Consider the following 12,617-nt stretch of genomic DNA (forward strand, 5'->3'; position numbering starts at 1 on the left):
GGATTGTTGATGATTCACGTACTCATAACCGACGACGATCCATTTATTCGTGAAAGCTTACAATTGATTATTGGACTTGATCCTGAAATCACTGTTGTCGGTACTTGTACGAATGGAAACGAAGCGCTCACATTTATTCATAATGGAACACAAGTAGATGTAGTCCTCATGGATATCCGAATGCCTCTCTGTGATGGTGTCCAAGGTACAAAACAAATCAAGGAAGCGTACCCGGAAATCGCGATACTCATTCTGACTACCTTCGACGATGATGCATACATCATTCAAGCACTACGAAACGGCGCAAGCGGTTATTTATTAAAAAATATTTCCCCAGACCATATTATTCAAGGCATCAAAACTGTGAAGCAAGGGAATTTACTTATCCATCCAGATATTGCTAAGAAACTCACCAGTTTCATTCACGCTAGTCCCTCCAAAGCAGCTTCGCCAGCCCAACCATTTGATGGACTCGGCTTGACAGCTAATGAGCAGGCAATCATGGCTAAAATTTCTGATGGTCTTTCAAATAAAGAAATCGCCCAGGAGCTATTCCTGAGCGAAGGTACGGTGAAGAACTATGTAACTGAAATTTTAAGTAAATTGAACCTCCGAGATCGCACACAAATTGCCATATTCTATCTGAAGAAGCAACGAGGATGAGAAACTAGTTCACGACTTTCCCTGCCTCAATGTCTTCCACCGAAGTACTGGCCACTAAGTAATCAGAAATTTCATTGCTGTAATTGATAAAAGGTGTTAATTTAATCGTGGTTTTGAAGAAATGCCCGTTATTATTCAATAAATAATAATACGTGTTTTCTTCTGGCAGTTTATCAATAATGACTGGATTCCAGGAGTAACTAACTTTATCTACAACAAAATAACGGTATGACTCAACATAAGCATTCAAGGCTTTCAATTTCATTGGATCAGTTTCACCAGACACAACTAATGACTCAAATCTGGAATAAGACATTTGCGGGGGCTGGTTCCCCCACACATTTTTCAATTCCGATTCACTTACATACACTTGACCGGTAAATTTTTCTTTAGCCTTACGTAAAGCATCCGTACGGATCCCCATTCGTTCAATATCACTTAGTCGATAATATGTTTGATCGGTGTTGTTTAATAGGACTGGGTAGGTTGCTCCCTGATAATCCACATATTGCGCATAGGGATATTGCAGAATAATCTCTGTATAATTCGACTCATTCCCTTCAGTCGGCTGATTCGAATTCACACGTGGGACTACATAAATCGTTTTCGTGTTTTCCTGCCAATTCACGACTGCGCCTAAATAACCAGCTAGCTCCTTAACAGGCAAATAACTTGAATTATTATAAATTAATGGCGGATTCGCTAGTTGAACAGCTTGACCATTCACGACGACCTTGTAGTCATTCCTGAGATACGCATCGACACGTTGAAGCACATCTTGTGCATATACACCTGCCCCAAAGCAAGTTCCCATCAGTGTTCCAACGATTGCAACTTTTGACCATTTCGGCATCTTCTTCATTTCAATTCCTCCTGTACCTTTCCGTGCTTGTTAAGTTAACTCATTCGACAACTACCTTAATTTACCTCCTTGATTCGACAATATCAGTCTATTGACCTATACGAAAACGTCGAAGAAACTTGCGATTCATTGCGAGATGTAGAAAATTACTTTAGAATAGTTGAAAAATAGGATTGAAATGAGGACCTTATACCATGAGTTTTACTGGTTTTACACAACATGATTTTGATACCTTCGCTATTGAGGGTTTAGACGGACGTATGGCTGCCATTCGCGAGCGAATTCAACCTAAATTTAAAGCCCTTGGCGATGCATTGGCAACCGAATTGTCTGTACAATCAGGAACCGAAATGTTCCTCCATATTGCCAAACATTTACGCCGTAAAATCAATCCGCCTGTCGATACCTGGATGGCTATCTGTCCGAACAAACGCGGCTACAAGCAAGTACCTCACTTCCAGGTCGGACTATTCGATGATCGCGTTTTTATCTGGCTTGCACTTATTTATGAGTTGCCGAACAAAGGTAATATCGCTAAAACTTACATGAACCACATAGAGCAAATTCGAAGCGAAATTCCTGCAGATTTCCTGCTTTCCTTTGATCATATGAAAAAAGATACAATTCCCGTGTCTCAACTCGACACTACAGGCTGGAATGAAGCCTTAATCCGCTTCCGTGATGTCAAAAAAGTAGAGCTGCTTATCGGTCGAAACCTTCGATTCGATGACCCCGTGTTAGCAAATCCTGTTGAGCTGGAACAATTAATTGAACAAACCTTCGAGAAGCTGCTTCCTCTGTACAAACTTGCTGTTGATACACCATCGCTCTAATTTCATAAAATATTTATGTTAAATTAAGGTTATTTTCAACTAAAACGAGGCTTTCCTGCGCAGACTAAATCCTGTAATTCCCAATACACAGGAAAGGAGGCCTCGAATCACTTGGAAACAACAAACATAAGGAAGCTGCTCATCAGCTCCATCGCACTCACCTGTATCTTGGGTGGCAGCCTCACTGCTGTCGCACAAAACCCTGATTCTGAAGATCAACCCACCGTTACATGGCAGCAGGCAGATGAGACTGGACATAGCGGACACCATAAGCGGAAATGGCCGATCATTGAAGAATCCGCCACCGTTATCGGTGTCGACAAAGAGGTTCTCTTCAAATCGCTGAAGAGTGGAAAAAGCATTGTGGAAGTCGCCGCCGAAAAAGGCATCTCGGAAGCTGATCTGACCGCGAAGCTCCAACAACTGCGGACAACGAAAATTGAAACCGCTGTGAAAGATGGTAAGCTGACTGCCGATCAAGGCGATCACATGAAGCAAAAACTTGGCGAGCATTTAAAGTTCATTCTCAATGAGAAGAATCTGCTAGCTCACCATCCTGGACATGGCAAGCATAAGTTCGGTTTAAAGCCCGACACCGAAAAGCTTGCAAAATCGCTTGGCATGAGTAAAGACGAACTCCGTGCGCAACTACATGCGGGTAAGTCGTTGGCCGAAATTGCCCAAGCGAAGGGTATTTCCAAAGACAAGCTAGTGGTATCGATTAAGGATCAATTAACCCCGTCCATTGAGAAGTGGGTTGATCACAAAATGGAACCAAAGGCGAAAAAGTAACGCTTGGCGTTAACAGGAGGGGCATTCAATGGAATGCCTCTTTTTCTTTCGCACTCTTTGATAAAAAAATGAGTGATTACTCACTTTTCAAAGACATACATTTATCGTATGATGGGTTTAGTATTAAAAGTGAGTGATTACTCACTCTAAATTTTCTCGAAAGAGGTGCAAACCATGACATCCGCCACATCAATTCAAGTGCAAAGAGTCAGCAAACAATTTGGTGAGAAAACCGTTCTTAAGGACATTACGCTTGCGGTTCCTCGTTCCCAGATTTTTGGACTCCTTGGACCTTCCGGTTCGGGTAAAACAACACTTGTACGCATGATCGCAGGCATTGATGCCCCCACATTCGGTCAGGCGACCGTACTTGGCCAGAAGATGCCACAGCTAGCTATGCTCTCCCAAATCGGCTATATGGCGCAATCAGATGCCTTATACACCGAATTAACAGCGCAGGAGAACCTAGCTTTTTTTGCAGCCTTGTATGGCCTCAAAGGAGCCAAATGTAAGCAGCGCATTCAAGCTGTCATGGAGCTCGTGGATTTAAGCGATCACTTGAAGAAGCAAGTCAGCAACTACTCAGGAGGCATGAAGCGGCGGTTATCGCTTGCCATTTCCTTGCTCCATGAACCGAGCATACTTATTCTCGATGAACCTACCGTAGGGATTGACCCTGTGTTGCGCAAATCGATCTGGCAGGAGCTGACGAATCTGAGTCTGAATGGCACTACTATTCTTTTGACCACACATGTGATGGATGAAGCAGACAAATGCCATCAGCTCGGCATGATTCGAGACGGCAGTCTCACCGCGATAGGCACGCCAGAGGAATTAAAACACGCTACCTCTTCCTCCACGATCGAAGAAGCATTCTTAGTTTATGGAGGTGCACACGCATGAGAATTCGAGCTATAGTGATTCGGATCCTTCGCCAATTTTTCCATGATAAACGAACACTCATGATGATGCTGGTAGCTCCTATGCTCATCTTGTTCATGATGTCCTTGGTATTCAATGGCAACACCTATGTGCCCAAGCTTGGCGCAGTTAACGTTCCTGCCCCGCTCATTCAGAAGCTGCAGGACCTAAACGCAGAAGTTACTGTCTACACAGCAGCAGAAGCCCAAACGGAACTGGACAATGTTCGCTTAGACGCTGTGCTCGCCATGAATGGAACTACGCCTCAACTAACCCTAGAAGGCAGTGATCCAAGTAAGAACAAAGCTGTTCTCTTCCTGCTGCAAAAGGCATTGCAGAGCTCAGCCCCCACTGGCAGCGCAGCAACACTTGCTCCAACGATCTTGTATTTACACGGTGGGGCTGATATGGCCGCTTTTGACAATTTCGGACCGGTCCTTATTGGATTTTTCGTTTTCTTTTTCGTTTTTCTATTGTCAGGTGTATCCTTCCTGAGAGAACGTACAGGCGGAACCTTAGAACGACTTCTTGCTACACCCTTGCGTCGTTGGGAGATCGTTGTGGGGTACATCCTAGGTTTTGGAATCTTCACCACTTTGCAAGCTACACTTATTGCATGGTTTGCAACGAGCGTCCTCGGACTGATGATGGTAGGATCCTTCTGGTATGTGTTACTGATTACTCTGTTGCTAGCTCTTTCCGCACTCTCCTTGGGAACGCTGATTTCTGCCTTCGCAAACAATGAGTTCCAGATGATTCAGTTCATTCCGCTTATCATTGTGCCTCAGGTCTTCTTCTCTGGTTTATTCAGCCTGGATACGATGTCTGTATACTTGCGTTGGATCGGACATTTGATGCCGCTATACTATGGCGCGGACGCTCTGCGGAATATTATGATTCGCGGCGCAGGCTGGGATCGTATCTGGCTTGATGTGCTAGTGCTTGCCTCCTTTACTCTCGTCTTTATGATCTTGAATATAGTGGCATTAAAGAAGCATCGTAAGATATAATGGATGGATGTCTAGAACGGAGAAAGAGGTGAATGCAATGTCCGAGATCGAGCCATGGTTAACTGAACTGCTGCGTCTGAACGACGAAGAAGAGAAAATGACCGATAAACAGATTAAGATTGTTCAAGCGGCTGTGGAGATTTTCTCTGAGAAAGGTTTTGCAGGCTCCTCGACAAGCGAGATTGCCCAGAAAGCTGGCGTCGCCGAAGGTACGATTTTTCGCCATTACAAAACAAAAAAAGAGCTGCTTCTCTCGATCGTAGCACCGATGATGTCCAAACTCATCGCGCCATTTGCGGTTAAGGATTTTACAAAGGTTTTGGAAGCTGATTATCCGGATGTCGAACAATTCCTACGTGCGATTACCATGAATCGCTTAGAGTTTGCTCGCAAGCACTTTCCTATTATCAAAATTTTCATGCATGAAATCCCCTTCCATAATGAGCTTCGCGAACAATTTAAAGAAACTGTGGCCGTTCTGGTGCTGGAGAAAGCTTATAAAGCGATTCGGCATTTCCAGAAGCAGGGTCAGCTCATTGAACTCCCTGAACCCACTGCGATGCGGCTGATCGTTTCCACGATAATGGGGTTTCTCATCACACGATTCCTTCTAGTTCCCGATTCTACCTGGGATGAAGAGAAAGAAATCGACTATACGATTAAGTTCATTTTGTACGGTCTATCACCCCGATAAAATGGGAAATAAACAAAAAGCTGCACATCCCTCTCCTTTCGGAGAAGTGGATGTGCAGCTTTTCTACTTTAGACTAAGCCGCTCGTTGCGCGCTAGTTTGGCGATCAACCATAATGAAGCGCTGCAGCAGCAAGATCGCAGCCAGGCACAGCACGCCGCCGATGATGAACGGCAGCGAGTGTGCGATCGCGAACACCGCTCCGCCAAGGAGCGGGCCGGCAATGCGGCCCAGGCTGTCCATGGAGGAGCTGAGGCCTGTCGCGACGCCTTGTCCAACCTTCGTACGCTGCGTAATGAGCGACGTCACACACGGTCTGATCAGCGCGTTTCCTGCACCGAAGACCGATAAGTAAATCGCAGCGGTGACTACGCTGCTAGAGTACAGCAGCAGGAAGAAGCCAGCTGCTGAGAGCAATAACCCGATGCCGATAACGAACTGTTCGGCACCTTGCTTCACTAGGCGGCGTACGACGCCGCCCTGGATCAAGGCACCGACGATGCCGCTCGCGAGGAACATCATGCCGATGTCAAACGGCGTGGCACCGATTTTGTCCATTTGATAATACTGAAGCGTTGCTTCAAGTCCTGCCAACGTGAACGACACGAAGAAAGACAGTACGTACAAATACTTAGAAGCCCCATCGAAAGCAGTCCAGCGTGAAGGCGCTTTTTCCTTCGCAGATCTACGCTTGTCCGATGTTAGGGACTCTTTAAGAATCGCAGCCGCGAAAAGGAACGAAGCGAATGAAAGTGCAGCAGCAACGAAGAATGGCGTATATGTTCCCCATTTGCTAACAATCCCGCCTAGTGCTGGTCCGAAGATAAAGCCTAGTCCAATCGACATCCCAACCATGCCCATGCCTTTCGTTCGATTCTCTGCCGTTGTAATATCTGCAACATAAGCTACCGCACATGCCGTAGCTGCACCTGAGAACAAACCGCCTAGAATACGCGATACATACATGATCCATAGCTGATCATTGGCAAAGCCGAAAATCAAGAAGCTCACACTAAAGCCTAGCAGTCCGATTAGAATAATCGGTCTACGACCAATACGATCTGATAAGCCTCCCCAGATGGGAGACATCAAGAAGGAAGCTGCTGAGTACACAGACAAGAGTACGGCGTTATGAAACTTCGCTCCCGCACCAGTCACGACTTCTGGCAGCACTGGAATAATAATTCCGAATCCAATAAAGATCGTCATCAGCAACAACATGATGATTCCAATCTGTTTATTCATGATGCATTAAGCCTCCAAACCAATTCTTTTTCCTTATCGTACCATACCTTTTTTGGGGATGGAAATGAACATTTGAAGAACAAGTAACAAGATAAGTACAAACCCACTCGTTAAGAATGGCGCATGGTACCCATACACGTCCCAAAGTTTTCCTGACACAATAGGGCCTACAATCATTCCCAATCCTTCAATGGTGAGGAAAAACCCCCAGACCGCCCCCCTCTTCTCAGGAGGAATGGCCGAGGCAATCAGTGCATTCCATGACGGAATAATGAACGCATATCCTACACCGAGCAGCGCTACTAAGATGTACAGCATGCTCATTGCTTTCACGTAAGTGAACAGCAGTAAGGCTGCTGCACTGAGTGTAAACCCGATAAGTAAAAACGGGCGAATCCCTAAGCGGTCTACCATTTTGCCCATTGGAACTAGAAAAATAACCGTAACCGCTCCTCCAGCGACTAGAAATAGGCTGTATTGAAAGGAGGATAGCCTCAATACTTCTTTGGCATAGAGCGTTAGAATCGGCGTTAATATCCCTAGAGCAAATGTCTGAGCAAACATGGCCGGAAACATCAATGGACTGATCGACATCGATTTCCGAACCTCGCTTAAATAGGTAGATACACGATGTAACCAAGATGGTTTTTGTATTTGCTGCGAGTTAATGACAACCTGTTGTTCTTCTAAATCACCACTAGTCATATTCACATTCTGTTTGCGTGGAAGCATGAGCGCGACTAGCACGACTACCGTCATACAGCCGATAAGCAGCTTGAATGCAAAGGCATAGTTATTTTCACCGACGAAAAAGTTTATTACCACGGGCCCAAGTCCTACTCCAGACAGCCACGCCATATATACGACGCTCATGATCGTCGCTTTGCCTTCATCTCCTGCTACTTCAGTCGTTCCCGTAATAACACATGGCCATAATGGGGCTGTCCCAAATCCGAGCAGTGCACAACCAACAATCATCCACACGTATTCGGTTGAGATGGCCATGATGATAACGGAAAGGAAAGTCAGCAACACACCTGTTAACATGGTTACACGATAGCCAAGCCGATCAATAATCCAACCCACAGGTGTACGTAATACATTATCGCCAATATATTGCGCGGCCAACGTCCATCCGATAACAAATGCAGATGCGCCGAGCGATGTTGTCATATAGACCGGCAAAACGGTTAAAAGCAAGGCTCCCTTTACAAATTCTACGACAAACATAATAATTAACAATTCCATCACAAATGGTGAGAAAATCCGATTATCCCGCCATTTTCGCATCCAAATCATCCGATTTCTCCTTTTATTTGCCTATTTATACATCTTCGTGTTAGTTTGACCCCATTTTGTGCAAACTATTTTGAAAAAATTAACTTGCATCATATCTCTAGTTTGATATACTCATTTTGTTTGTTGCAACTTTTGGACAAGCAATCCACGATAGAAGGGAAGCGATAATCAGGTGGATCATACCCGTACACCCCTGTTCTCTGCATTGCTTGCGCATGCGGAAAGAAATCCAATTCAGTTTCACATTCCTGGCCATAAAAAAGGAGTCGGCATGGACCCGGAGTTTCGCGCTTTCATAGGCGATAATGCCCTTTCCATCGATCTCATCAATATAGCACCGCTAGATGATCTTCATCAGCCGATGGGCGTTATTGAAGAAGCTCAGAAGCTGGCTGCGCATGCGTTTGGCGCGGATCACACGTTCTTCTCTGTGCAAGGTACGAGCGGAGCGATTATGACAATGATTATGACCGTTTGTTCCGAAGGCGATAAAATTATCGTACCGCGGAATGTCCATAAATCCGTACTAGCCGCGATTATTTTCGTTGGAGCTAAGCCGGTATTCATTCAACCTGCTCGCGATAAAAATCTGGGAATTGACCACGGTATTCCGACTCGTTCTGTTCGCCGTGCGCTTGAGAAGCATCCGGATGCGAAAGCCGTGCTAGTCATTAATCCTACCTATTATGGTGTATGTACGAACCTTAAGGAAATCGTAGATCTCGTACACAGCTATAATATGCCCGTACTTGTAGATGAAGCGCATGGTGTGCTTATTCATTTCCACGAGAAACTACCGATGTCCGCTATGGATGCTGGTGCTGATATGGCGGCTACAAGCGTACATAAGCTTGGTGGTTCCATGACGCAAAGCTCCGTCCTCAATGTCAAAGGAAATCGTGTGAATCCGAAACGTATTCAGACGATCATTTCGATGCTGACTACGACGTCGACTTCGTATATTCTACTAGGTTCGTTAGATACCTCTCGACGTCACCTAGCACTGAACGGACGTGAAATGGCCGAACGCACCATTCAGCTTGCTCACTATGCCCGTAAGCAAATCAACGAGATTCCGAACCTCTATTGCTTCGGGGAAGAAATTCTTGGAGATGAAGCCACTTACGCCTATGATCCTACCAAAATCTGCGTGCACGTCCGTAAGTTAGGTGTCACGGGCTTTGAAGTAGAGAACTGGCTGCGCGATCACTACAATATCGAAGTCGAGATGAGTGATATGTACAACATCCTCTGTCTCTTCACACCAGGAGATACACCAGAGAATGTAGAAATTCTCTTAACAGCTTTGCGTGAGTTGTCTCACATCAATGATGATGTGGCAGAAGTCAAAGAAGTTGTTATCAAGGTCCCTGCGATCCCTCAGCTGACTTTGACACCACGTGATGCATTCTACGGAGAAACAGAAATTCTGCCTTTTAAAGACTCTGCCGACCGAATCATTGCAGAATTCATCTATGTCTATCCGCCAGGCATTCCAATTCTACTTCCTGGTGAAGTTATTACCCAAGAGCTGATTGACTATATTGTTGAACATGTAGAAGTTGGATTGCCTGTTAAAGGGCCTGAAGATCGTAGTGTCCAACAGGTGAAAGTGATTGTTGAAACACAAGCCATTTTCTAAGCTCGCTACCCTAAGGGATATATTGTAAAACCGTTTACATGATGCTATGATATGGGTGATGTTTTGCGAATGAGGTGATCAAGGGAATGGCTCAAAGCGCTTATATTAAATTCGTAACAGGATCCGCTGTCACTGCACTTACCTTGGATGAAATCAAGGACAAGCTACTGCATTATCGCGATCAACTTAGCCTAACAGCCAAACAACTTGGTTGGGAGTATGACGAAGCTGGATTCCCTTATACGATCGAGACGAAGCCGGAAGGCGAAGGCAAATGGTTTTATTTGAAAGGCACCAACGCTTTATATCATACGATCGTGGTTGGGGTCGGTTCTGAACAGAATCAAGAGCAAGAGCGCCAGTTCGTGCAATTCGTATTACCTGACAATGCCACACATGGTGACAAGAGCAAAGGCAATGAATTCTGCAAATATTTGGGCAAACTTCTGAAAGCTGAACTTCATCTATTTAACGGTAGAATCATGTATTTCAATCCTAGAAAATGAATGAGCACAAACAGAAACCCCCTAACAGATCACTCTGCTAGGGGGTTCTTATGTATAGCTCTTATTCTTCGCCTTCTTGAGCCACGATTTCATTGTAAATCGTTACTACACGTTCCCACTCTTCTTCATCTTCAATGTTAACGAGGAATGCATCTTCGTCCTCTTCTTCAACACGGAAAATCACGCCATCTGCTTCAGGATCATTACGATCGAGTAAAACAGCATACGCTTGCTCCTGAGATTGGAAGGTATATACCATGACCATTTCATGTTCTACACCGTTCTCGTCCGTAACGATAAAAACGTCTTCCCCTTGCTCGTCGTGATCGTGGTCACAGTCCGGGCCGTGCACATGATCATGCTTCTCATCGCTCACAGGCAGAACCTCATTTCATTAAGTAATAAGTTACTTAAATATCCTAACATTTTCATATTAAGAGGTCAAACCAGATAATCCCTGCTTGCGTTACTCCGATTGAATTTGCTTTTCCGAAACGACAGAATACTCGCTGCTTCCACTTTGCTGCATAGCAAACTTAACCACATACGTACCCGCTTCATCGAATGATACGCCATATACGGGAACCTTCAACCAGAATGATTCTTTGGAATCGGAGATTGATTTCTCGACAGGTGTAATCACACTTTTTCCACTTGGAGAAACAATGGAAACACGAACGGAGTTAATGCCCGTTTTCAAGTTGTCTACTTGTGCGAACACGATAAAGTCCGCTTGTTTGCCGCGTTCAACAACTCCGAACGGAACGATTGCCGAATCTTTCCGAACTTCTGTTGTAAAGAACATATGTACATTTGGCTTGAACAAATAAGCTGTTTTACTCGCATCATCCCATCTGAGCAAGGACTGCAAAGCATCGCTCATTGCACGCAAGGGAAGCACCGTCTTGCCATCCACAATAAGCGGTGGAACATCGGAATCCGCGAATTCTTTCGTTTGATTATTTACGACTAATCTAGCAATACTATACCCTTTATAATCCCCCCATATCGATGAGGCTACCACCGCAGCCGTACTTAAAACAAAGAACACTACCATCAACGTAAAAATGCGCTGAACTTTCATCACTTTTAACCTCCAACCTCGTTAGTCATCTATATGTCTGCATCTTTATACGCCGATGATTAGGAAGAGTTGCGATGAATTTAACATTTTGCTATAAAATTCAGTACGCGCTTAATATAGGCTTCTGATTCAAGCTGAAAAGAGCCGACATGCCCTGCTTTTTCGGTAATCCATAGCTCAAAAGCCGCTGGGTGACGCTTGTACATCTGGGCACTATTGGTATAAGGAATTGCTTGATCATCTTTACTATGAATGAACAGAATCGGCCTCGGGACAATTCGGTCAACAGCAGCTAATGCATCCACGGCATGCGGATTCAAACCAATCAATTTAGGCAAAATGAATAAAATAAGCGGAGTAAACGGGTAGCGCGGAAGCTTAGACCACACCGGCAAATTTTCCTTGAGATAGGGAATTAATTGGCTAAAAGCGCTGTCGGTAATGACACCTGCTACAGCTTTCGCCTCCGCAGCAGCTAAGATGGACGACGTGCCTCCCATCGAGAATCCAAGTAAAATAATTTCCGTTGGATGGCTTGTAGAGGTCTGTACCCAATCAATAGCACCTAGGATGTCTTCCTTCTCCAGGAAGCCAATTGTCGTTGTGTTCCCTCCCGATCGTCCTGAATTCCGAAAATCAAACATCAGTACATGATAGCCTGCATTCACAAGTGCTTGGGCTAATGACAAGGCTGGGAGACCTTTTTCAAGTCGTGTGCCCGCATAGCCGTGTGACATAATGACTGTCGTAGTTTTGGGTAAGGAAGACGCATGAGGCGACTCCAAGTACCAGCCGTCTAACAGTACCCCATCTGTTCGGCTTGGGAATGTGACATCCTTTCGGTGCAAGTTATAATTCTCAGGGGTATCATCCACGATTTTCCGTTTCGGATGCGTTAACTGCCACCCCACATAGGTTGAAATTCCAACTACTCCAAGCAGAATAATCAGTAAAAGAATAATACTGACAACTAACCCACTCATTATCAAATCAACACCTTCTATTTGTTTTACAGTTTCTTTAAATTCTATATATAGTGGTTGAAAGTCGGCAACCTCCCATGTTACA

14 protein-coding genes are annotated in these 12,617 nt (G+C 44.9%); 8 read left to right on the forward strand and 6 right to left on the reverse strand.

All coding sequences use genetic code 11. The annotated features are described in order from the left end of the window. The first annotated feature begins 9 nt into the window (after positions 1-9). Entirely contained in the window at positions 10-663 is a 654-nt protein-coding gene (locus tag HQN88_RS01720) for a response regulator transcription factor (RefSeq protein WP_173108526.1), read from the forward strand. 4 nt (positions 664-667) lie between these two features. Here the strand turns inward: HQN88_RS01720 and HQN88_RS01725 are convergent, their stop codons facing one another. Continuing rightward, complete coding sequence (locus HQN88_RS01725) at positions 668-1,525, reverse strand: stalk domain-containing protein (protein WP_173108527.1); 858 nt, start codon at positions 1,523-1,525, stop codon at positions 668-670. Positions 1,526-1,719: 194 nt separating this feature from the next. Here HQN88_RS01725 and HQN88_RS01730 point away from each other — a divergent pair, with 194 nt between their 5' ends. The 5 genes from HQN88_RS01730 (at position 1,720) to HQN88_RS01750 (ending at position 5,775) form a co-directional block, all read left to right on the forward strand. After that, positions 1,720-2,358 carry a DUF1054 domain-containing protein gene (locus HQN88_RS01730; RefSeq protein ID WP_173108528.1) on the forward strand — a complete coding sequence of 213 codons (639 nt, stop codon included), beginning with the start codon at positions 1,720-1,722 and terminating at the stop codon, positions 2,356-2,358. 111 nt (positions 2,359-2,469) lie between these two features. Next, the gene (locus HQN88_RS01735; RefSeq protein ID WP_173108529.1) at positions 2,470-3,150 is read left to right on the forward strand and encodes a hypothetical protein; all 681 of its coding nucleotides are present in this window, start codon (positions 2,470-2,472) and stop codon (positions 3,148-3,150) included. A 174-nt stretch (positions 3,151-3,324) separates the two neighbouring features. Continuing rightward, positions 3,325-4,053 (forward strand): ABC transporter ATP-binding protein, encoded by a 729-nt coding sequence (locus tag HQN88_RS01740; RefSeq protein ID WP_173108530.1) that lies wholly within the window; start codon positions 3,325-3,327, stop codon positions 4,051-4,053. After that, positions 4,050-5,081 carry an ABC transporter permease gene (locus tag HQN88_RS01745; RefSeq protein ID WP_173108531.1) on the forward strand — a complete coding sequence of 344 codons (1,032 nt, stop codon included), beginning with the start codon at positions 4,050-4,052 and terminating at the stop codon, positions 5,079-5,081. The genes HQN88_RS01740 and HQN88_RS01745 overlap by 4 nt, the downstream gene beginning before the upstream one ends. 37 nt (positions 5,082-5,118) lie before the next feature. Further along, positions 5,119-5,775 (forward strand): TetR/AcrR family transcriptional regulator, encoded by a 657-nt coding sequence (locus HQN88_RS01750; protein ID WP_173108532.1) that lies wholly within the window; start codon positions 5,119-5,121, stop codon positions 5,773-5,775. 73 nt (positions 5,776-5,848) lie between these two features. On the opposite strand, the gene HQN88_RS01755 is transcribed toward HQN88_RS01750, so the two are convergent. Continuing rightward, on the reverse strand, positions 5,849-7,018 hold the full coding sequence (locus HQN88_RS01755; RefSeq protein ID WP_173108533.1) for an MFS transporter: 1,170 nt from the start codon (positions 7,016-7,018) through the stop codon (positions 5,849-5,851). A gap of 33 nt (positions 7,019-7,051) precedes the next feature. Continuing rightward, positions 7,052-8,317 (reverse strand): MFS transporter, encoded by a 1,266-nt coding sequence (locus HQN88_RS01760; RefSeq protein WP_173108534.1) that lies wholly within the window; start codon positions 8,315-8,317, stop codon positions 7,052-7,054. Between the two features lie 172 nt (positions 8,318-8,489). Between HQN88_RS01760 and HQN88_RS01765 the strand changes: the two genes are divergently transcribed. Together HQN88_RS01765 and HQN88_RS01770 are read left to right on the forward strand one after the other, a co-directional pair. Next, positions 8,490-9,959, forward strand: a complete 1,470-nt coding sequence (locus HQN88_RS01765) for an aminotransferase class I/II-fold pyridoxal phosphate-dependent enzyme (RefSeq protein WP_173108535.1) — start codon at positions 8,490-8,492, stop codon at positions 9,957-9,959. 86 nt (positions 9,960-10,045) lie between these two features. Then, the gene (locus HQN88_RS01770) at positions 10,046-10,465 is read left to right on the forward strand and encodes a DUF1885 family protein (protein ID WP_056612545.1); all 420 of its coding nucleotides are present in this window, start codon (positions 10,046-10,048) and stop codon (positions 10,463-10,465) included. Between the two features lie 61 nt (positions 10,466-10,526). On the opposite strand, the gene HQN88_RS01775 is transcribed toward HQN88_RS01770, so the two are convergent. The 3 genes from HQN88_RS01775 to HQN88_RS01785 all read right to left on the reverse strand — a co-directional run bounded on the left by HQN88_RS01775 (position 10,527) and on the right by HQN88_RS01785 (position 12,532). Further along, entirely contained in the window at positions 10,527-10,841 is a 315-nt protein-coding gene (locus tag HQN88_RS01775; RefSeq protein WP_056612546.1) for a DUF1292 domain-containing protein, read from the reverse strand. Between the two features lie 90 nt (positions 10,842-10,931). Beyond that, complete coding sequence (locus HQN88_RS01780; RefSeq protein WP_173108536.1) at positions 10,932-11,549, reverse strand: stalk domain-containing protein; 618 nt, start codon at positions 11,547-11,549, stop codon at positions 10,932-10,934. Between the two features lie 80 nt (positions 11,550-11,629). Beyond that, entirely contained in the window at positions 11,630-12,532 is a 903-nt protein-coding gene (locus tag HQN88_RS01785; protein WP_173108537.1) for an alpha/beta hydrolase, read from the reverse strand. Positions 12,533-12,617 lie beyond the last annotated feature (85 nt).

This window comes from Paenibacillus qinlingensis, assembly GCF_013204845.1.
Classification (GTDB): domain Bacteria; phylum Bacillota; class Bacilli; order Paenibacillales; family NBRC-103111; genus Paenibacillus_E; species Paenibacillus_E qinlingensis.

Bases quoted from the DNA above. Each gene is read 5' to 3' on its own strand.
- HQN88_RS01745 (WP_173108531.1), top strand. From the start codon at position 4,050: ATGAGAATTCGAGCTATAGTGATTCGGATCCTTCGCCAATTTTTCCAT.
- HQN88_RS01730 (WP_173108528.1), top strand. From the start codon at position 1,720: ATGAGTTTTACTGGTTTTACACAACATGATTTTGATACCTTCGCTATT.
- HQN88_RS01785 (WP_173108537.1), bottom strand. From the start codon at position 12,532: ATGAGTGGGTTAGTTGTCAGTATTATTCTTTTACTGATTATTCTGCTT.
- HQN88_RS01750 (WP_173108532.1), top strand. From the start codon at position 5,119: ATGTCCGAGATCGAGCCATGGTTAACTGAACTGCTGCGTCTGAACGAC.
- HQN88_RS01770 (WP_056612545.1), top strand. From the start codon at position 10,046: ATGGCTCAAAGCGCTTATATTAAATTCGTAACAGGATCCGCTGTCACT.
- HQN88_RS01740 (WP_173108530.1), top strand. From the start codon at position 3,325: ATGACATCCGCCACATCAATTCAAGTGCAAAGAGTCAGCAAACAATTT.
- HQN88_RS01720 (WP_173108526.1), top strand. From the start codon at position 10: ATGATTCACGTACTCATAACCGACGACGATCCATTTATTCGTGAAAGC.
- HQN88_RS01725 (WP_173108527.1), bottom strand. From the start codon at position 1,525: ATGAAGAAGATGCCGAAATGGTCAAAAGTTGCAATCGTTGGAACACTG.
- HQN88_RS01760 (WP_173108534.1), bottom strand. From the start codon at position 8,317: ATGATTTGGATGCGAAAATGGCGGGATAATCGGATTTTCTCACCATTT.
- HQN88_RS01755 (WP_173108533.1), bottom strand. From the start codon at position 7,018: ATGAATAAACAGATTGGAATCATCATGTTGTTGCTGATGACGATCTTT.
- HQN88_RS01780 (WP_173108536.1), bottom strand. From the start codon at position 11,549: ATGAAAGTTCAGCGCATTTTTACGTTGATGGTAGTGTTCTTTGTTTTA.